The organism is Bhargavaea beijingensis, from assembly GCF_900101985.1.
In the GTDB taxonomy this organism is placed as follows: domain Bacteria; phylum Bacillota; class Bacilli; order Bacillales_A; family Planococcaceae; genus Bhargavaea; species Bhargavaea beijingensis.
On sequence record NZ_FNAR01000008.1, the window covers coordinates 1 to 18,380 of the forward strand.

General features: G+C 54.7%; 24 protein-coding genes and 1 other annotated feature. Of the genes, 21 read left to right on the forward strand and 3 right to left on the reverse strand.

Going from position 1 to position 18,380, the window contains the following annotated elements:
* The 10 genes from BLT01_RS15300 to pheA form a co-directional block, all read left to right on the forward strand.
* The coding region (locus tag BLT01_RS15300) for a hypothetical protein (protein ID WP_218123193.1) at positions 1-444 on the forward strand (444 nt) is incomplete at its 5' end.
* Between the two features lie 95 nt (positions 445-539).
* Entirely contained in the window at positions 540-1,100 is a 561-nt protein-coding gene (locus BLT01_RS07525; protein ID WP_176765080.1) for a peptidoglycan DD-metalloendopeptidase family protein, read from the forward strand.
* A 19-nt stretch (positions 1,101-1,119) separates the two neighbouring features.
* A complete protein-coding gene (locus tag BLT01_RS07530; RefSeq protein WP_092096580.1) occupies positions 1,120-1,743 on the forward strand; it encodes a site-2 protease family protein in 624 nt (207 codons plus the stop codon).
* A 31-nt stretch (positions 1,744-1,774) separates the two neighbouring features.
* Positions 1,775-1,847, forward strand: a sequence feature (ribosomal protein L21 leader region).
* Positions 1,848-1,859: 12 nt separating this feature from the next.
* On the forward strand, positions 1,860-2,168 hold the full coding sequence (gene rplU, locus BLT01_RS07535) for a 50S ribosomal protein L21 (RefSeq protein WP_063178181.1): 309 nt from the start codon (positions 1,860-1,862) through the stop codon (positions 2,166-2,168).
* A gap of 3 nt (positions 2,169-2,171) precedes the next feature.
* Complete coding sequence (locus BLT01_RS07540) at positions 2,172-2,495, forward strand: ribosomal-processing cysteine protease Prp (protein ID WP_092096583.1); 324 nt, start codon at positions 2,172-2,174, stop codon at positions 2,493-2,495.
* A 12-nt stretch (positions 2,496-2,507) separates the two neighbouring features.
* Complete coding sequence (rpmA, locus tag BLT01_RS07545; protein ID WP_092051364.1) at positions 2,508-2,792, forward strand: 50S ribosomal protein L27; 285 nt, start codon at positions 2,508-2,510, stop codon at positions 2,790-2,792.
* A gap of 158 nt (positions 2,793-2,950) precedes the next feature.
* Positions 2,951-3,484 (forward strand): Spo0B domain-containing protein, encoded by a 534-nt coding sequence (locus BLT01_RS07550; protein ID WP_092096586.1) that lies wholly within the window; start codon positions 2,951-2,953, stop codon positions 3,482-3,484.
* Complete coding sequence (obgE, locus tag BLT01_RS07555; protein WP_092096589.1) at positions 3,484-4,776, forward strand: GTPase ObgE; 1,293 nt, start codon at positions 3,484-3,486, stop codon at positions 4,774-4,776. Before BLT01_RS07550 ends, obgE begins: the two co-directional genes overlap by 1 nt.
* Positions 4,777-4,837: 61 nt before the next feature.
* Positions 4,838-5,293, forward strand: a complete 456-nt coding sequence (locus BLT01_RS07560) for an ACT domain-containing protein (RefSeq protein WP_092096592.1) — start codon at positions 4,838-4,840, stop codon at positions 5,291-5,293.
* Positions 5,268-6,191: a prephenate dehydratase gene (gene pheA / locus BLT01_RS07565; protein WP_092096594.1), complete on the forward strand. Its 924-nt coding sequence runs from the start codon at positions 5,268-5,270 to the stop codon at positions 6,189-6,191. Before BLT01_RS07560 ends, pheA begins: the two co-directional genes overlap by 26 nt.
* Positions 6,192-6,253: 62 nt before the next feature.
* On the opposite strand, the gene BLT01_RS07570 is transcribed toward pheA, so the two are convergent.
* Positions 6,254-6,793, reverse strand: a complete 540-nt coding sequence (locus BLT01_RS07570; protein ID WP_092096913.1) for a transcription repressor NadR — start codon at positions 6,791-6,793, stop codon at positions 6,254-6,256.
* Between the two features lie 139 nt (positions 6,794-6,932).
* Between BLT01_RS07570 and BLT01_RS15495 the strand changes: the two genes are divergently transcribed.
* The gene (locus BLT01_RS15495) at positions 6,933-7,961 is read left to right on the forward strand and encodes a LysM peptidoglycan-binding domain-containing protein (RefSeq protein WP_218123194.1); all 1,029 of its coding nucleotides are present in this window, start codon (positions 6,933-6,935) and stop codon (positions 7,959-7,961) included.
* 6 nt (positions 7,962-7,967) lie between these two features.
* Positions 7,968-8,840, forward strand: a complete 873-nt coding sequence (locus tag BLT01_RS07580; protein ID WP_092096595.1) for a phosphotransferase — start codon at positions 7,968-7,970, stop codon at positions 8,838-8,840.
* Positions 8,841-8,957: 117 nt separating this feature from the next.
* Here BLT01_RS07580 and BLT01_RS07585 read toward each other — a convergent pair whose 3' ends face one another.
* A complete protein-coding gene (locus BLT01_RS07585) occupies positions 8,958-9,884 on the reverse strand; it encodes a tyrosine-type recombinase/integrase (RefSeq protein WP_092096597.1) in 927 nt (308 codons plus the stop codon).
* Between the two features lie 41 nt (positions 9,885-9,925).
* On the opposite strand from BLT01_RS07585, the gene BLT01_RS15310 reads away from it, so the two are divergent.
* From BLT01_RS15310 to BLT01_RS07625, 8 genes are all read left to right on the forward strand, one after another.
* Complete coding sequence (locus BLT01_RS15310; RefSeq protein ID WP_218123195.1) at positions 9,926-10,588, forward strand: hypothetical protein; 663 nt, start codon at positions 9,926-9,928, stop codon at positions 10,586-10,588.
* Positions 10,589-10,608: 20 nt separating this feature from the next.
* Complete coding sequence (locus BLT01_RS07595) at positions 10,609-10,815, forward strand: hypothetical protein (protein ID WP_092096599.1); 207 nt, start codon at positions 10,609-10,611, stop codon at positions 10,813-10,815.
* Between the two features lie 663 nt (positions 10,816-11,478).
* Entirely contained in the window at positions 11,479-12,084 is a 606-nt protein-coding gene (gene ruvA, locus BLT01_RS07600) for a Holliday junction branch migration protein RuvA (RefSeq protein WP_092096601.1), read from the forward strand.
* Between the two features lie 44 nt (positions 12,085-12,128).
* Positions 12,129-13,148: a Holliday junction branch migration DNA helicase RuvB gene (ruvB, locus tag BLT01_RS07605; protein ID WP_092096604.1), complete on the forward strand. Its 1,020-nt coding sequence runs from the start codon at positions 12,129-12,131 to the stop codon at positions 13,146-13,148.
* Positions 13,145-14,197: a tRNA preQ1(34) S-adenosylmethionine ribosyltransferase-isomerase QueA gene (gene queA / locus BLT01_RS07610; RefSeq protein ID WP_092096607.1), complete on the forward strand. Its 1,053-nt coding sequence runs from the start codon at positions 13,145-13,147 to the stop codon at positions 14,195-14,197. Before ruvB ends, queA begins: the two co-directional genes overlap by 4 nt.
* Complete coding sequence (gene tgt / locus BLT01_RS07615) at positions 14,194-15,336, forward strand: tRNA guanosine(34) transglycosylase Tgt (RefSeq protein WP_092096610.1); 1,143 nt, start codon at positions 14,194-14,196, stop codon at positions 15,334-15,336. Before queA ends, tgt begins: the two co-directional genes overlap by 4 nt.
* Before the next feature lie 39 nt (positions 15,337-15,375).
* Complete coding sequence (yajC, locus tag BLT01_RS07620) at positions 15,376-15,636, forward strand: preprotein translocase subunit YajC (RefSeq protein ID WP_092096612.1); 261 nt, start codon at positions 15,376-15,378, stop codon at positions 15,634-15,636.
* 139 nt (positions 15,637-15,775) lie between these two features.
* Positions 15,776-16,417 carry a DUF421 domain-containing protein gene (locus BLT01_RS07625; RefSeq protein ID WP_092096614.1) on the forward strand — a complete coding sequence of 214 codons (642 nt, stop codon included), beginning with the start codon at positions 15,776-15,778 and terminating at the stop codon, positions 16,415-16,417.
* Positions 16,418-16,420: 3 nt separating this feature from the next.
* Here the strand turns inward: BLT01_RS07625 and BLT01_RS07630 are convergent, their stop codons facing one another.
* A complete protein-coding gene (locus tag BLT01_RS07630; RefSeq protein WP_092096616.1) occupies positions 16,421-17,932 on the reverse strand; it encodes a putative polysaccharide biosynthesis protein in 1,512 nt (503 codons plus the stop codon).
* Between the two features lie 94 nt (positions 17,933-18,026).
* On the opposite strand from BLT01_RS07630, the gene BLT01_RS07635 reads away from it, so the two are divergent.
* On the forward strand, positions 18,027-18,380 hold the full coding sequence (locus BLT01_RS07635; protein WP_176765081.1) for a post-transcriptional regulator: 354 nt from the start codon (positions 18,027-18,029) through the stop codon (positions 18,378-18,380).

Genomic DNA, 18,380 nt, shown 5'->3' on the forward strand with positions numbered 1-18,380 from the left:
ATGGCCTTCGGATTTGCCTCAAGGGTTCGCCATTTGCAACATGGCCTGCGGATTTGCCTCAAGGGTCGGCCATTTGCAATATGGCCTTCGGATTTGCCTCAAGGGTTCACCTTTTGCAATATGGCCATCGAATTTGCCTCAAGGGTCGGCCATTTGCAATATGGCCGACGAATTTGCCTCAAGGGTTCGCCATTTGCAATATGGCCTTCGGATTTGCCGCAAGTGCCCCGTCATTTGCAACATGGCCTTCGGATTTGCCGCAAGGGTTCACCGTTTGCAACATGGCCGGCAGATTTGCCTCAAGGGTTCGCCATTTGCAACATGGCCTGCGGATTTGCCTCAAGGGTCGGCTATTTGCAATATGGCCTGCGGATTTGCCGTAAGGGTTCGCCATTTGCAACATGGCCATCGAATTTGCCGCAAGTGCCCCGTCATTTGCAATAAGGCCCTTGACGCCCCCCAAATCTCTCAACAAATTATCATCAGCCCGCTCCCTCCTACATATGATAGAGAAAACATTTTGCAGGGGTGTGGTGCTGATGAGGTGGAGGGAGAAGTGGGTGGCGGCGCTGCTCGTGACGGCGGTGCTGTTCGGGGTGGCAAAACTGGAGGAGCACCAGGTGATGAAGACGCAGATTACGCATCTGGTACGGTCGGGGGAGGAGCTCACTGTACTGAAGAAGTGGGTGATGTCGTTCGTGGATCAGGGGCGTCCGGAGACAGTGGTGCCGGTGACGGCGGACGGCGCGACACCGGCGATGGCGGAGTTTTCGTCTCTGCAGCCATTCCGGGAAGGGGTGGTGCTGTCGTATGATGCGACCATCCCGGTGACGGCGAAGGGTGACGGGCTGGTCATCTATACCGGACATACCCGCCAGACGGGGAAGACGGTGACTGTCCAGTATGATGACGGCGATACGGTGACTTATGGGTTCGTCGGAAAGTTTCTGACCTTGCCTTATACGACGGTAGGCACAGGTGAACCGATTGCGGAGCTGGAAACCGGGGCGATGTTTCTCGGTGTGCAGCGCAATGGCGACCTGATGGACGCGGAAGGTGTGAAAAATTGGCTGGCGTCATTGAGGGGGACGGGGGAATGACAACCGGAGTCCTCTCTAAATGAAGTACCGGATGCATCCGGTCATGATCCCGTTCCTGCTTGCCATCATTGCGAGCGGGAATGTCTCGTTCTACGCCATCGTACTCGGCTCGCTCCTGTTCCATGAAGCCGGCCATCTGCTGGCCGCAAAATGGACGGGCGCTCCCGTTAGGCAATGCGTCATCATGCCTTATGGCGGGGAAATCGTGATTCCCCGTTTTTCCCGTTTGCCGAAATCGGACAGGCTCATCATCATCGCGGGCGGACCTGCGGCGACAACCTTATTGCTGTCCGCGTCATTTTTAATCCACACCCCCGGCCGCGACCAGCTGATTGCGACACAGCTTGCCCTGCTCGGACTGAATCTGTTGCCGTTTTTACCGTTGGATGGCGGGCGGGCAGCGCTTATTTTCCTCCCAAAGCATAAACTCCCGCTCATTCTGCTCTCCATTTCCGTATCGGCTGCCGCTGCCGTCTTTTTCATACTCTTTTTGCCGCAATCGGCACCTTACCTGTTCCTCTCCCTGTTCCTGCTGCTGCAAAACATTCTTCACTGGCGGTACAGAAAATATGAGCGTGTGCTGGAGCGCGTTTATTCCGGAAGTTTTCCAAGGCCGGCAGTTGACCGGCAGTCCGGTCTGTGATAGTATTTTCATGTTGGTTTGTAGCGCACCCGTGCTACTACAACCGCACTGACAAGGTCCTAAGCACCGCGAGGTCACCTTGGAGGGCGAGTCTTAGTCTAAGAGGAGGTGCAAGCATGTACGCAATCATTGAAACAGGCGGCAAGCAAGTTAAAGTTGAAGCGGGCCAGGAGATCTACATCGAAAAGCTCGCAGGTGACGTCGAGGAGACGATCACTTTCGATAAAGTATTGTTCGTCGGCGGCGACGACGTGAAAGTCGGAGCTCCATACGTGGAAGGCGCAACCGTTACAGGTAAGATCGCCAAGCACGGCCGCGGCAAGAAAATCGTTGTCTTCAAATACAAGCGCCGTAAAAACTACCGCAAGAAGCAGGGTCACCGTCAGCCTTACACAAAAGTCGTTATCGACGGCATCAACCTGTAAGCCGTGATCCGGGTAATTGTGGATGAAACATCAGATGGCCGCATCACCTCATTCGAGATGACCGGCCATGCGGACTTCGCGGAACACGGAAAGGATCTTGTCTGCGCCGCGGCCTCGGCCGTGTCGTTCGGCGCCGTGAACTCGGTGTATGCACTGACGGAAACGGAGCCGAAGGTGGATCTTGGCGATGATGGCGGCTATTTGTCCGTCAAAGTGCCGGATCCCGAAGACGAATCCGTCCAGCTGATCCTGAAGTCCATGATCGTTTCATTGCAGACCATTGAGCGGGACTATGGTGAACATATTAAAGTGACTATTAACCGATAGGAGGTGGACTACATGCTACGTTTGGATCTCCAGTTCTTCGCGTCGAAGAAAGGGGTAGGTTCCACGAAGAACGGCCGTGACTCCGAAGCGAAACGCCTTGGTGCAAAGCGCGCGGACGGCCAATTCGTAACCGGCGGCTCCATTCTGTACCGCCAGCGCGGGACAAAAATCCACCCTGGTGAAAACGTTGGCCGCGGCGGCGATGATACGCTGTTCGCAAAGGTTGACGGTGTCGTGCGCTTCGAGCGTCTCGGCCGCGACAAGAAAAAAGTTAGCGTCTATCCGGCTGCTCAATAAGCAACAGATGGATGAAGGCGGGCTGCATGATTCTCATGCGGCCCGCTTTTTCTTTGGCGGAATTTTTACCCCCTCTGCATTGAAACAGGCTCGTCCTGTAGTGTTATACTGTACGTACGGGATGAACACGAACTCTAGGGAGACGGGAAGTGACCGCAATGGAAGAACGGCTGTCGGCACAGGAACTGCTGAAGTATTCGAGGCATGACCATATGAACACGCTCCATCTGATCCGGATGCTGATGGATCTCGGCCAGCAGGACGGGATACGCAGGGCGATCGATGAAGCCGTGGAACGCGCACGGCAAGAGTCCGCGCTTGGTGCCCTGGGCATGCCGCGCCTGGGAGTATGGCTTCTCACCTTTGGCTGGCGCTTCCCGGAATACGAGGTGTTTCTGGACGTGTCCGCGGACGGACCGGGTGACAGGGAGACTGACGGGGAGGCGGAGGCCTTTCTCGAAGAGTTGTTTTCGGACCTGCACGAAAGCCTGAGTCCCTATGCGGAATACAGGGCACACATCCGGGTAAAGACAGAGTCCGGGGCGTGGGCTGTCAACTTCATGCTGACCGGCCCCCACGAACTGCAGGGAAACTTGCCGGAAGCGGCACCCGGCGCACGGTTTACATTTGAGCACGCTGTAGAAAATGGGCAACTGATGATGACAGTATCTGGAAGGAAGGTGGATCGGTGATGTTTGTCGATCACGTAAAGATCTATGTAAAAGGCGGAGACGGCGGCAATGGAATGGTCGCGTTCCGACGTGAGAAATATGAGCCGATGGGTGGGCCTGCGGGCGGAGACGGCGGCAAGGGGGCCGATGTCATCTTTGAAGTGGACGAAGGTCTGCGCACGCTGATGGACTTCCGCTATCAGAGGCATTTCAAGGCTCAGCGCGGCGAGCACGGGATGAGCAAGAGCATGCACGGAAAAAACGCGAAGGACATGATCGTCAAGGTGCCGCCGGGCACGACGGTGACCGATGCGGAGTCGGGCGCAATCATTGCGGACCTGACCGAACATGGCCAGCGCGCGGTCATCGCAAAAGGCGGCCGCGGCGGGCGGGGCAACATCCGATTTGCGACCCCTGCCAATCCCGCTCCGGAAATTTCCGAGAAGGGCGAGCCGGGCTATGAGCTGGAAGTCGTTCTCGAGCTGAAAGTGCTGGCGGATGTTGGTCTCGTCGGCTTCCCGAGTGTCGGCAAGTCGACGTTGCTGTCGGTCGTCTCGGCGGCCAAGCCGAAGATCGGGGACTATCACTTTACAACGATCGTCCCGAACCTCGGTGTCGTGGATGCAGGTGACGGGCGAAGTTTTGTCATGGCCGACTTGCCTGGCCTGATTGAAGGGGCCCATCAGGGGGTCGGGCTCGGCCATCAGTTTCTGCGCCATATCGAACGGACGCGCGTCATCGTACATGTCATCGACATGTCCGGGATGGAAGGCCGGGATCCGTATGAGGACTATGCGACGATCAATGAGGAATTGGAGCAATACAACCTCCGCCTCACGGAACGTCCGCAGATTGTCGTGGCCAATAAGATGGACATGCCCGAGGCCGAGATCAACCTGGCCGAATTCAAGGAGCAAATTCCCTCGGATGTGAGGGTCTACCCGATTTCCGCCATCACCCGCCAGGGACTGTCGGATCTGCTTTATGCCATTGCGGACCTTCTTGAAGAAACGCCTGAGTTCCCGCTTTATGATCCCGAGGAAGTGGAAGAATCACGCCACGTGCTTTACAAGTTTGAAGCAGAGAAAAAAGACGAGTTTGTCATCGGCCGGGACGACGACGGTGCGTTTACGGTGGGCGGTCCTGCGATCGAGCGGCTGTTCAAGATGACGAACTTCTCGCATGAGGAATCGGTTCGCCGGTTCGGCCGCCAGCTCCGCGGCATGGGCATTGATGATGCCTTGAGGGAGCGCGGCGTCCAGAACGGCGACACGGTCCGCATTATGGACTACGAGTTCGAATTCGTGGATTGAGACCTGCCCATAAGGGGGCCTGCCGGCGAGGACGGCAGGAAGAGAAAAGAGGGCTGAAACAATGAAAGATGTTTCGGATGAAAATTACTATCTGGTCAGGGAAGACGTCCTGACGGAATCGATGCAGAAAACGCTCGAAGCAAAGCGCCTCCTGCAGAACGGTGAGGAGACGACCATCTGGGATGCGGTAAAACGGGTCGGCCTGTCACGGAGCGCATTTTATAAATATCGCGACACGGTCTTTCCGTTCCATTCAGTCGTCCAGGAGCGGATCCTCACGATCTTCCTGCAACTGGAGGATCGGGAAGGGGCACTTGCGGAACTGCTGCGCACCGTGGCTGAGACGGAGTGCAATGTGCTGACGATCCATCAGACAATTCCGATCCAGGGACGCGCGAATGTCACATTGTCCCTGGACGTGACCGCAATGACGATGGAATTGAACACGTTTCTGCAGACGCTCAAGCGTCTGCCGTTCATCGAATCGGCAGATGTCGTCAGCTCGGGCGCTTATTGAGGGGGAGAACGGTTTGGAAAAAGCAGTGACACGGGTGGCTTATCTCGGACCGGAGGCGTCGTTCACCCATCTGGCGGCGGATGGCCTGTTCCGCGGAGACTGGCTTATGCCTTATACGACAATTCCGGAAGCGATCGAAGCCGTATCGGAAGACCGTGCAGACTATGCAGTCGTCCCGATTGAAAATGCGCTGGAAGGGGCCGTCTCCCTGACGGTCGATTACCTTTATCATGAAGTGGAGCTTTATATTAATGCGGAGATCCTGCAGCCCATCGATCAGCATCTCATGGTCCATCCAAAGCAGGCGGACAGGTGGGAAGAGGTGGAATCAATCCATTCCCACCCGCAGGCGCTGGCACAGTGCCATAAATTCCTGCACTACCGGTTCCGCGGCGTGCCACTGATTCAGGCAACCTCGACTGCGGGTGCGGCGAAATATGCATCCGATAATCCGGATCTGAACATTGCAGCCATCGGCAACCGGTTTGCGGCAGAAAAATATGGACTGAAAATCGTGCAGGACAGCATCAATGATTTCCACTTTAACCGGACGCGGTTTGTCGTCCTTTCAAAGCGAGATGAAGAGATCGGCAAAGACGGATGCGGGGACAAGGTCAAATCAACACTGATGATCAATCTTCCGAAGGACAACCGCTCCGGAGCGCTTCATCAGGTGCTGTCCGTTTTCGCCTGGAGGCGGCTCAACCTGACCAAAATCGAATCTCGGCCGATGAAAACGGGGCTCGGCGATTATTTCTTTATCGTCGACGTCGACGCCGGGAAAGAAGAGCAGATGATGAAAGGCGCCTTGGAAGAACTCGAAGCCCTCGGCTGCATCGTCAAGCCGCTCGGCACTTACAGGACATATGAAATCAAACCGGCACCGCGCGAACATTAAGCGCGATGCCGGTTTTTATATGGGGGAGCTGTTTCTCTGTTAGGCAATAACCGCGCTTCCCGTCACGCCTCGTCAGTCAACAGGCCATGCTCCCTTAGCGCCTGCTCTGCACGGTCCAATATTTCTTCGCTGTCCGCGGAGATGGTGTGCAGATGCGGGCCGCCGGTCAGCTCCAGCAGGAAAGGCGATCCGGTCTCGTTTACGCGGGAGATAAATTGGCCCACGTCATGCCGGTTATTGACCATGATGGCGGCGGTCAGTTCTCCATAAACCGGATGCTCAACGGTGACATCACGGACAGAAGCGCCTGCGTCGACGATCAGGTTCAGCTCGCCCTCCGTCTGGTCAGGAGTGTGCGTACAGGCGACTTTTCTCGACAAAACGCCTTTTCGCTGCGGTGCTTCACTACCCAGGTGGACATATCCTGAACTCGTCGCCACGATGGACTCGCCGTGCGCCTTCAGTAACGTAATATCCCCGACGATGACCTGGCGGCTCACTCCGCATAATTTTGCCAGGTCGGCCCCTTTGATCGGCCGCCTGCTTTCTTTTAGTTTGCTGAGGATCAGCTCTCTCCGCTCGTTTCCCTTCAACTTTTCCATGAGCTTCGACTCCTTCCCGTCATAACTGCTGTTCGTTTTCTCATAGCTTATTGTGAAGACGTCCTCGGAGTCTGTCAAAGTTTCAGTGTCATCGCCCAGCGCGGGGTCATACGCTATACCGATGGAAGGGGGAGAAGCAATGCACGTGCACATTGTGCAGAAAGGGGATACCCTCTGGAAAATCTCCAGGCAGTACGGGGTTCCCTTTGAAGAAGTCAAACGGCTCAACGCCCATCTGGCAAATCCGGACTATATCGTGCCGGGGATGAAGATCTTCCTGCCGGATCATGCAAAGAAGGGGAAAGGCAAGCCGCCCGCCGAACATCCGTATAAAGACGGACGGCCGAAAAAACCGGTGAAAGAAAAACAGGAAATGGAATCGTCGGAGCTGACTCCGGTTCCGCCACCACCGCCGCCGATGGAAAAGCCGGCACCGCCAAAGCCGGCACCGCCAAAGCCGGCACCGCCAAAGCCGGCACCGTTGCCGGTTCCGCCACCACCGCCGATGGAAGAAGAGTCGCCGATGGCACCGCCACCGGTCATGCCGGAAATGGAGATGCCCCCGATGCCTCATCCATGTCCACCAGAGAAGGAGGCGGCCATCCCGATGATGCCGATGCCGTTCTGTTGTATGCCGGTGTTTGATATGAGCTGCATGTGCGGCCATATGCCGTACCATCACTACCCTCAAATGATGCACCCTTATCCTCAGATGCCGATGCAGCCATACCCAGAAGCACATCCGTATCCGGCCATGCCGCAAATGCCGGCAGCACCGGGCTACACGCTGCCTGTTGCGGAGGGGATGCCGGAATACGCCATGCCGGCTGAGCAAGAATCGCCGGATCGTGGTTGGAAAATGAGCGAATCGAGTTCTTATTCCTCTTCGCTGGACGTGTATATGGGCAATCGTCACGAACAGGAGTCACCGATGGCTGACGACCTCCATGTGCCTCAGGCCCCGATGCACATGTATCCGGCAGAGTCTCCTGGCGGCTGCGGATGTGGCGATGGGCCGTCCGTGCCGTACCCCGTCCAGGCCGCCGCGTGGCCTTACTGGCCGCAGCCGGGCTTCCAGCCTTATCCGGGCCACGGCCACCATCATGGCCATCACCAAGGGCAATGCTGCCATGTATGCGGATCTCCGTTCGGATACGGCGGCTACTGATCAACCATGACTGCCGGGGGCAACATCCGACAGATTAAACAGAATGTATGGAAATGGGACGTCGGCGGCAAACGCTATTCGCTGAAGAAATATGATTCCGTCCAACAGGCACGCAAGGTGAGGCGGATCCATGACGAGCTCCAGAATATCGGGTTCCCGCACATCCTGCCGATCATCGGTTCGGCGGATGAACGGGCGGTCATCCAGCCGTGGCTAGACCGTGCCAGACCCGCCGACTATTCGACGAGGGAAGGGCGGGAGCGGACACTTTCAGTACTCAGCCTGCTCCATGAGACTTCGGGCCACGTGAGTTGGGAAAGTACCGGTGTGCTTTACAGGTATCCGCTCATCGCAAAATGGGAAGACCGGCTTGAAAAGTTCCGCAGCCAGAAAAAGAAGCTGGTGCAGCTGATGGGAAGCCAGCACTACGGTGCCATCGTCTATCATTCCGAGCAAGCGCTCCGGACGATCCGGAAAACATATGATCCCGAGGAACACTGCACACTACTGCATGGAGACGTCGTTCATCATAATTTTCTGAAGGGCCCGGATGGCAAATACGTGATGATCGATTTTGACCTGGCTTGCATCGGTCCGTCCGGCACGGAGACCGCCCTGTGGATCCACCGCGTCCTGTCGCATGTCGACTTTAACCTGGATTACCTGTGCGGCGAGCAGCCAGGACTCGCTTCGCTTTCCGCGTCGTCTTTCAATCTGCTTCTTTATCCGAATGAATTGCTGAGGGAATGGCTGTACTTGCTGTCCCTTGACGATGACAAACAGAAAATCATGAAAGTGAAGCTGGACCGGTTCACGGATAAAGCGATGTCCGCCTGGATTCCGCTGTGCTATCAAGTATCGAAACGTGCGAACCATTGATTGTTTCTTGCCCCGGATCTCTCAAAGCCAAGAGAGATCCGGGGTACTTTTTTTGATGGTTAAAAACTATACAATTGGGAGGGTTCGGAGGAGGACCTCCCCCAAAACCTCCCCAATTCATAGATTAAGGGCGTTCGCGAAGAGGGTAACCGACTCAACTTTGAGGTCATCAATGGCGTATCCATAGACCTTCATGACCATATCCGCAGTATTGCCCAATCGTTCGGCGACATCGTGGACAGGCAGTCCCTGAGACAGCAGCAGAGCAGCATGGGAATGGCGCAGGGCGTGCGGAGTGATCTTCGGTATGTCCAAGTCGTTCCGCCTGATAAAACACCTCAGATAGTCGCGTACGGCGCTATATGTGATGGCCGTTCCTCGACTGGATATAAACGCGAAATCTTTTTCAGAGTGTCTGATTCCATGTCGCAGCTTTTGGGCTTTCGTCCAGGTCTTATAGGACATCAGCATGTCAATTACTTGCTGGTCAATCAGCACGGTCCGGTAGCTGTTAAGTGTCTTGGGTTCTCGTATGCCCCTGGCATCGCGTGTTCGAAGGACAGTTACTGTTTTGTTCTGCGGATCGATCTCTTCCCAGGTCAGTCCTAAGACTTCACCAACACGAAGACCGGTGTATGCCAGCAGATGGAGAATGACATTATGAGTCGGCATTGCTTTTTCCTTTACCGCCGACAGTAAGACATTCAGTTGCTTGGCAGTCAAGAAGGGAGGGTCATTCTTTCCGGTCTCCACCGACATACCGCTGAATCGGTTTCTGGTGATGTATTCGTCCTGGACGGCTGCATTGACGGCAATCATGAACGTCTGATGGTAGAGGTTCACCGTTCTTGGCTTTAACTTCTGGAGCATGACATTGATAAATTCCCGCTCATACGTGGTCCGGTCGAGGGTTGCCAGCTTGTACCGGCCGATCAGCGGCTTGACGTAATTTGTCATAATCCCTTTCCGGTGATCCCTCGTAGGTTTTTTCCATTTCCCTGACTTTGTTTCAAACCAGATGTCAATCCATTCACTTACCGTCATGTTTGAATTCTCAATCCGTTTTACTTTTAGTAGTAATGATTTTGGCTATGTTCAGTTTAAATTTAACGCCTGCTGCGAACGTTACTGCGCAAGGTGATAGTAGTCAAGATATTGTTGTAGTTACAGGTGATGAGGCTGAGGAGTTTGTAAATGCAACGTCACATGCTGTGGAGAATGGTGATATTGAGAATATAGCTCCTGTATCTGCATTTGATTTAGAGGCGTCGACTGTATACACTGTCGGGGGAGGAGTTACGGTTGTTACGGTTCCTTTACATGGGGATTATAGTATTCCTAGTAACATAACTGTATTCTTCGATGAGGATAATACTGTATTACAGACAAATGAAATGTTAGTGACCAAAAACGAGATAGAAAACTTCCAAGTTGAAACGTATCTGGACGGATCGCTTGTTAAATCTGAGGACACTGGGATCTCCTATATCACAGATGAAGAAATGCTTGCAGAAAAGCCGGTTGAATCTGAAATTCAGCCAATGGGTGTAGGTGCAGTGGCAGCTTGTCTTGCAGCAGTGCTTGGTATTGGTGGTACGGCTGCTTACATTATTGCTGTTGCATGCGGCGGGTCGTGTGCAACACCGACACCAGTGACTGCTACGATATGTGCTGCATGTATTGGTGCATATGCAGTGATTGGTGGTGGTGCTATCGGTGGAGCTGTAGCTTGCTTTAATAACTTGTAAGTATTGGTGAGGTGGTTTAAATGAACAAGGTATTGGCAATCTCAATTTTAGGAACCGGTTTAACTGGTGCCATTTTAATCATCTCTGTCGCATTGTTATTTGAATCTCCAATAGGGAATACGTTGAAGATGGTTACCGCTGCTTCAGCAGTAGCTTTTGTTATATTCGCTGTGTCGGCTGTAGTATTTCGACGAAGATTAGATGAACAAAGAGATAACATGATTTAAATCTTGGTCGGTACAAAGGAGTAGATAAATTTATCTGCTCCTTTAGTTTATTTTTCATGAATAATGAGTGTGGATACACACCGGATATAGGATGTTGTTAAGTAATAGAAAAACAGCACACTGAATTTTATAATTCCGTTTGAACTGACCCCCGAACTATAGGCACTTCAAAAAGTCCTGGTTCGGGGTCTTTGCGTTGTCAAAAACCCCGCTGTATTGACCACAAAGATAAGCAGAGAAATTTATATGAGCCGCCACCCCATAAGTGAACCATTCGCCGACTGACCGACGACAACCCGAATGTTTTTATGTGACGGATAAGTACATCTAATATGCTCATGAATTTAAGCTGAAGGCGTTGATGGACTGTCAGGAAGGGAAGACGTCTTATGCAATCTTTTGAGGGGGTTAGGTAGTTGGAATTAAAACCCGCCGTAACGAAGTACGACGATCATCGTCTGTCCACTGATTTATAACGTCCCCCAGAGCTCCCCCAAAACCTCCCCCAGATGCTTGGGGGAGAATACATTCTTTTGGAAGGCCGGCCGGCAGTCCAATCCTTATAAAACGCGGTCAACGTCTTACGTCTCTCAAAACATCGTCCCGGAACGCGGTCGGACTATATGCTATAATCTACTCAATGTGACAGAGGGGGAACATGGTTTGTACGATTACATAAAAGGGCGCATCACCCGGGTGACGCCCGAGTATATCACGGTTGAGCAGGGCGGCATCGGCTATCAGGTGATCACGCCCAATCCGTATGCCTTCCATGCGGATGAGGAAAAGCAGGTTTTTACGCATCTCCATGTCAGGGAAGACGTGATGCAGCTGATTGGTTTCCAGGCGCCGGAGCAGCGGGAATTGTTCAGGAAACTGATCACCGTCTCCGGCATCGGGCCGAAAGGTGCGCTGGCGATCTTGGCCGGCGGGATGACCGCGCAGGTTGTGGCGGCCATCGAGGCGGAAGATGAAAAATTCCTCGTGAAATTCCCGGGTGTCGGCAAAAAGACCGCCCGTCAGATCATTCTCGATCTGAAAGGGAAGCTTGACGGCGTGACCGATGAAGTCGTCTTCATGATGGAAAACGAACCGGAGCCGGCTTTGGGTTCAAATCACGACCTTGACGAAGCGATGCTTGCGCTCACCGCACTCGGCTATTCGGAGCGGGAGCTCGGCAAGATCCGGCAGAAACTCGAAAACGAAACGCTTGAAAATACGGAAGCTTACATGAAGCGGGCGCTCGCGCTTTTGCTTAAGCAGGGTTAAATGGTGAACCGCTTTGAACAACCTGATGGAAAGGGGGGGCACTGATGGAAGAACGGGTCATTTCCGGTGAAGCTTCGGCATTTGACGACGGCTTTGAGCAGTCGCTGCGGCCTCAGCGGCTCGGACAGTACATCGGCCAGGAGCGGGTCAAGCATAATCTCGGCATTTTCATCGAAGCGGCCAAGCAGCGGGAGGAAAGCCTGGACCATGTGCTTCTCTATGGGCCGCCGGGTCTCGGCAAGACGACACTCGCCTCGGTCATCGCAAATGAGATGGGTGTCAATTTCCGGACGACGAGCGGGCCGGCAATCGAACGTCCCGGGGACTTGGCAGCCATCGTCAGCTCACTGGAACCGGGAGATGTGCTGTTCATCGACGAAATCCACCGTCTGAGCCGTGCGGTCGAAGAAGTGCTTTATCCGGCGATGGAGGACTTTTGCCTCGATATCGTCGTCGGCAAGGGGCCGGAGGCCAGATCGATCCGATTTGATCTGCCTCCGTTCACACTGATCGGAGCGACCACGAGGGCCGGGGCTTTATCGGCACCGCTCCGGGACCGGTTCGGCGTGCCGCTCCGGCTCGACTACTATGACCGGGAAGCACTGGCGGAGATCGTGGTCCGGAGCGCCGACATTTTCGGCGCACCCATCACCCGGGAGGCGGCGGAGGAGATGGCAATGCGTTCACGAGGAACGCCGCGGATCGCCAACCGGCTGCTCCGGCGCGTCCGGGACTTTGCACAAGTGCGCGGCAACGGGCAGATCACGCTCCCGACCGCGCAGGAAGCCCTGGAGCTGCTTCAGGTCGACTCACACGGACTGGACAGCATTGATCACAAGCTTCTCCTCTCCATGATCGAACGGTTCAGGGGCGGGCCGGTCGGCCTTGATACGATCGCCGCAAGCATCGGCGAAGAATCGGCAACGATCGAAGATGTTTACGAACCTTATCTGCTGCAGGCCGGATTCCTGCAGCGCACACCACGCGGGCGTGTGGTCACACCGCACGCCTATGAACATTTCGGCATGGACATGCCGGACGACGGAAGAAGGAACCAACCATGAATGTAGAAGATTTTGATTTTCATCTGCCGGAGGAACTGATCGCGCAGACACCATTAAAAGACCGGACGGCATCCCGACTGCTTGTCGTCGACCGCCGGACCGGCAGTTTCGAAGACCGGAAGTTCTCCGATATCCTCGAATACTTCGAACCGGGCGACTGCCTCGTATTGAACGACACAAAAGTCCTGCCAGCGCGGCTGATGGGCATAAAAGAAGAAACGGGTGCCACCATAGAGGTCCTGCTTCTGACAGACAAGGGCGAAGATGAATGGGAGACGCTCGTCAAACCGGCAAAACGCGTGAAGCCCGGCACGGTTGTGACTTTTGGTGACGGGCTGCTCAAAGCGGAATGCACCGGAGTCGGCGATCACGGGGGACGGACATTCAAGTTCAGCTATGAGGGCATTTTCTATGAAGTGCTGGACCGCCTTGGCGAAATGCCGCTGCCGCCCTACATCCACGAAAAGCTGGATGACCGGGACCGCTACCAGACCGTGTTCGCCAAGGAACGCGGCTCGGCGGCCGCACCGACGGCAGGGCTTCACTTTACGGAAGAACTGCTGGAACGGATCCGTGAAAGAGGTGTCGAGATCGTTTTCATCACGCTCCATGTCGGGCTCGGGACTTTCCGCCCGGTCAGCGTTGATACGATTGAAAGCCATGAGATGCATTCGGAGTACTACAGCGTTTCCGAAGAGGCGGCATCGGCCATCCGGAAAACAAAAGAAGCCGGCGGCCGGGTGATTGCGGTCGGCACGACGTCGACACGGACACTCGAAACGATTGCTTCCGAAAACAACGGCAACATCGTCGCAGCAGGCGGATGGACATCGATCTTCATCTATCCGGGATATGAATACAAGGCGATTGACGGGCTCATCACCAACTTCCACCTCCCGAAGTCGACACTGATCATGCTCGTGTCGGCCTTCTCATCCCGTGAAATCATCCTCAATGCATACAGGCATGCAGTGGACGGGCGTTACCGGTTCTTCAGCTTCGGTGACGCGATGTTCCTGAAGCCTCCAAAGAAAGGGAGAATCAAATGACTCCAGCGGTCACCTATGAACTGATCAAAAAGGACAAGCAGACGGGCGCGCGCCTCGGCATCGTCCATACGCCGCACGGCTCGTTTGAAACGCCGGCGTTCATGCCGGTCGGCACACAGGCGACCGTCAAAACGATGTCACCGGAAGAACTGAAAGAAATGAAGGCGGGCATCATCCTGAGCAACACATACCATCTGTGGCTCCGCCCGGGCCATGAAATCATCAAAGAGGCGGGCGGCCTCCACAAGTTCATGAACTGGGACCGTGCCATCCTGACCGATTCGGGAGGCTTCCAGGTGTTCTCGCTGAGCGACATGAGGAAGATCGAGGAAGAAGGCGTCCATTTCCGCCATCATCTTGACGGCAGCAAGCTGTTCCTGAGCCCCGAAAAAGCGATGGAGATCCAGAATGCGCTCGGCTCGGATATTATGATGGCATTTGACGAGTGCCCGCCATATCCGGCATCCCACGAGTACATGAAGGCGAGCGTCGAGCGGACGTCCCGCTGGGCGGAGCGGTGCCTTGAAGCGCACAGCCGTCCAGAAGACCAGGGATTGTTCGGCATCGTCCAGGGGGGCGAATTCGAAGACTTGCGCCGCCAGAGCGCCCGTGACCTGATTTCTCTAGACTTCCCGGGTTACGCGGTCGGCGGCCTTTCTGTCGGCGAACCGAAGGAAGTCATGAACCAAGTGCTAGACTTCACGACACCGCTCCTTCCGGAAAACAAGCCGCGCTATCTGATGGGCGTCGGATCACCGGATGCGCTCATCGACGGATCGATCCGCGGCATCGATATGTTCGACTGTGTGCTGCCGACACGGATCGCCCGCAACGGCACACTCATGACAAGCGAAGGACGGCTCGTCGTCCGGAATGCGAAATTCGCCCGTGACTTCAGGCCACTGGATGAGAACTGCGATTGCTATGTATGCCGGAATTACAGCCGTGCTTATATCCGCCATCTGATCAAGGCGGAAGAGTCGTTCGGCATCCGGCTGACGTCCTACCATAATCTGTATTTCCTCATGGATCTCATGGAACAGGTCCGGCAGGCAATTCGCGAAGACCGTCTCGGCGATTTCCGCGAAGAGTTTTTTGAGAAATATGGCTATAACAAACCGAATGCAAAAAACTTCTGAAGCTTGTATACTTGTACCATACAGAAAGGGGGAAAATAATTGGAAACATTAGTAGCCTTGGCGCCGCTGATCCTGATGTTCGCTGTGATGTGGTTCTTCTTGATCCGCCCGGCGCAGAAGCGGCAGAAAGCCACTCAAAAAATGCAAAATGAACTCCAGCGCGGTGACAAAGTCGTAACAATCGGAGGCCTCCACGGCACGATCGATGCAGTGGATGACGCAACCGTATTCTTGAAATGCTCTGACGGATCCCGTCTACAATTCGAACGTGCGGCAGTCGGCCGTGTTCTCGACAACTGATCCGTTTCAATGACCGCAGGCACAGTGGGATTTTCTCCCGTGCCTGCGGTTTTTCTTATTCCACGTAGATGCAGCTGCCGAAAACCGGGTGAATGTTTCCCATCTTGATGTCCATACTGAGCAGGAAAAGAGGTGCATCATGGAAGATTTGCTGACAGTGATATGGCGGACGGTTTTCCTGTATGTGCTCATCATCGTCGTGCTCCGGCTGATGGGGAAGCGGGAGCTCGGGGAATTGAGTGTGGTCGACCTTGTCATTTCCGTCCTGATGGCCGAAGTGGCCGCCTTCGCACTTGATGACCCTGACAGTTCGCTGTTCATGGCGATAACGCCGATTTTGATGCTCTTGCTTATTCAGGTCACGGCTTCCTACTTTTCGCTGAAAAACAAAAAGTTCCGGGATGTCGTCGAAGGGGATCCATCGGTCATCATCCGGAACGGTGTGATTGAAGAACAGAATATGAGACAGCAGCGCTACAACATTGACGACCTGCTTCAGCAGTTGCGCGAGCAGCAGGTGGCTTCTGTACGCAATGTCGCCTATGCATTCCTGGAGCCGAGCGGAAACTTGGCGGTCTTCGAAAAAAACGGTGACAAGCCGATACTTCCGCTCATTTCGGACGGTGTGATCCAGAAGGAGCACTTGCCGCTGATCGGAAAAGATTTGGAGTGGCTGATGGATGAAATCCAGGCCGCCGGATACAGCGGCCCAGAGCAAATCTTTTTTTGTGCGTTCGATAAGGATGGGATGCACATCCAGGAAAAAGGCCGGACAGGGTGATGATCAAAAGCGCTTGGCAAGCTTGCGGACCATCTGCAGGTCGGACAACCGGAAATAGCGGAACAGGAACAGAAGCACAAGAAGGAAAGCAGAAGTGACAATGATGTCTCCTAGCATTCCGAATGGCACTTTTTCAATCAGAAGCGGCCGGGCGACGACCGTCAGGATAAAAGAAAGATACGGGATGATGAACATCGTGAAGCCTGTGGAAGCATCCCGTTTTTTGCGCAGTGTCGCAATATGAAGAAATGAAGTTACCAGCACCCCGAAGCCGATGGCCATGACGGCGCCCGCTTCCTGGAGACCTGGCTGTGAGGCCAGGACGAACATGACGAGGAGCTTGCCGATGCCGCCGTATACGGAGTTCATCATGGCGGCCTTTGCCTCCTGCATCGCCTGAAGGATGGAATGGAGCGGGCCCTGAATGTAATAGAAGAAGAAAATCGGTGCTAGCATCAGCATATAGGCACCGCCATCCGAGATATGGAACAGCTTGACCGCCATTTCCTCTCCGTGTAGAAAGAATACGGCGGCGGCGACGCTCCCCGTGATCGCGGAAATTCGGAGCGACAGATGGATCCGTTCCCGCAGAAGCCGGACATCGTTAAGGGCAGCGGCGCTTGAGACCGCCGGCACGAGGACAACAGCAAGAGCGTGGGAGATGAAGGCGGGGAACAAAAGCAACGGAATCAAAACGCCTGAAATGACGCCATACAGCGAGGTCGCCGCCGTCACCCCGATTCCGGCCATGCCGAGCGCGCGGATAAAGACGATCGGCTCCAGGAACCAGGTGAACGAACCGAACAGGCGGCTTCCGGAAGACGGAAGGGATACGGATAAAATCGGCCGGAGCGGGTACAGCCCTTTCGGCTTTTCGGTTTTGCTCCGTTTGACCTGACGATACTTGATGTACAGGTAAAGCAAGGTCGCGACTTCGGCCGCTCCGGTGATTCCCATTGCATACCCTGCCGTCATCGCGGGACGGGACGGGTCGGCGAACATCGGCAGAAGAAAGCTGATGAGGGCGATACGAACCGTCTGTTCGAGAATCTGTGACCATGCGGTTTCCTCAATCCGCGCGATGCCCTGGAAATAACCCCGGATCAGCCCTGAGGCGGTGGCAATCGGCAGTGCGGCCAGCGAGATGTATAGCACGACCGAAGTTTCCGGATTGCCGAGAAGCGTCCCGGACAAATAAGGGATGCCGAGGATGAACAGCGGGAGAAGGACAACAGAAGCGGCAACAGACAGGATGACCGAAGTGCGCATCACCTGATGGAGGCCGTTCCGTTCGCCTTTTGCATGAAGTTCCGCGACAACCTTGGCGACACCGATCGGGAGGCCGAGCTGGATCAAGGCAAGGAAAAAGATGAACGCCGGATAGGCGGTCATGTAAGTGCCGACCGCTTCTTCCCCCGCAACCCGCATAAACTGCATCCTGTAGATGAAGCCGAAAAACTTGGACAGGAATACCGCGCCCATCAGAATGATGGTGCCCCGGAAAAATGTCGACACATTGAACACTTCCTTCTCATGGTGGCCGAAATCTTATACAATATCCGTATGCGGGAGCAAGGGCCCGTACGACTCAAGGAGAGGATGTGACAGCATGGTTCAGCAAGACACCGGAGATCTGTTTGAACGGGTACGGCCGGCGCTTTTCAACAAAGCCGATGAGTTCAGCTTCTACGGTTACGGTTCCGTCACGGAAGAGGATTTATGGACGTATTGCGTGACGAAACTGTGGCGCAAAAAAGACCTGCCGGCTATTCCGGTCCATGAGGCAGTGGGCGACATTCTGTCCATTTCTCCGTCACGCTACATGACCCATACGCAAGTGGAAGGGTTTAAAAAGGCGGCGGGAAACAGCAGTTTCGGAGGGTTGGATGAGGAAGAATTCCGTGAGCTCCTTGCTCCGAAAAACCGTACAGGAGCCCCCGGCACAGCCCAAAAGCCGAATTGA

Excerpts from the sequence above, each read along its gene's own strand:
- BLT01_RS07635 (WP_176765081.1), top strand. The coding sequence starts at position 18,027 with ATGGTTCAGCAAGACACCGGAGATCTGTTTGAACGGGTACGGCCGGCG.
- BLT01_RS07570 (WP_092096913.1), bottom strand. The coding sequence starts at position 6,793 with ATGGAAAAGTTGAAGGGAAACGAGCGGAGAGAGCTGATCCTCAGCAAA.
- BLT01_RS07595 (WP_092096599.1), top strand. The coding sequence starts at position 10,609 with ATGAACAAGGTATTGGCAATCTCAATTTTAGGAACCGGTTTAACTGGT.
- BLT01_RS07530 (WP_092096580.1), top strand. The coding sequence starts at position 1,120 with ATGAAGTACCGGATGCATCCGGTCATGATCCCGTTCCTGCTTGCCATC.
- BLT01_RS07580 (WP_092096595.1), top strand. The coding sequence starts at position 7,968 with ATGACTGCCGGGGGCAACATCCGACAGATTAAACAGAATGTATGGAAA.
- BLT01_RS15495 (WP_218123194.1), top strand. The coding sequence starts at position 6,933 with ATGCACGTGCACATTGTGCAGAAAGGGGATACCCTCTGGAAAATCTCC.
- obgE (WP_092096589.1), top strand. The coding sequence starts at position 3,484 with ATGTTTGTCGATCACGTAAAGATCTATGTAAAAGGCGGAGACGGCGGC.
- rpmA (WP_092051364.1), top strand. The coding sequence starts at position 2,508 with ATGCTACGTTTGGATCTCCAGTTCTTCGCGTCGAAGAAAGGGGTAGGT.
- BLT01_RS07560 (WP_092096592.1), top strand. The coding sequence starts at position 4,838 with ATGAAAGATGTTTCGGATGAAAATTACTATCTGGTCAGGGAAGACGTC.
- BLT01_RS07585 (WP_092096597.1), bottom strand. The coding sequence starts at position 9,884 with ATGACGGTAAGTGAATGGATTGACATCTGGTTTGAAACAAAGTCAGGG.
- BLT01_RS07550 (WP_092096586.1), top strand. The coding sequence starts at position 2,951 with ATGGAAGAACGGCTGTCGGCACAGGAACTGCTGAAGTATTCGAGGCAT.
- tgt (WP_092096610.1), top strand. The coding sequence starts at position 14,194 with ATGACTCCAGCGGTCACCTATGAACTGATCAAAAAGGACAAGCAGACG.
- pheA (WP_092096594.1), top strand. The coding sequence starts at position 5,268 with ATGTCGTCAGCTCGGGCGCTTATTGAGGGGGAGAACGGTTTGGAAAAA.
- BLT01_RS07625 (WP_092096614.1), top strand. The coding sequence starts at position 15,776 with ATGGAAGATTTGCTGACAGTGATATGGCGGACGGTTTTCCTGTATGTG.
- ruvB (WP_092096604.1), top strand. The coding sequence starts at position 12,129 with ATGGAAGAACGGGTCATTTCCGGTGAAGCTTCGGCATTTGACGACGGC.
- rplU (WP_063178181.1), top strand. The coding sequence starts at position 1,860 with ATGTACGCAATCATTGAAACAGGCGGCAAGCAAGTTAAAGTTGAAGCG.
- queA (WP_092096607.1), top strand. The coding sequence starts at position 13,145 with ATGAATGTAGAAGATTTTGATTTTCATCTGCCGGAGGAACTGATCGCG.
- BLT01_RS07525 (WP_176765080.1), top strand. The coding sequence starts at position 540 with ATGAGGTGGAGGGAGAAGTGGGTGGCGGCGCTGCTCGTGACGGCGGTG.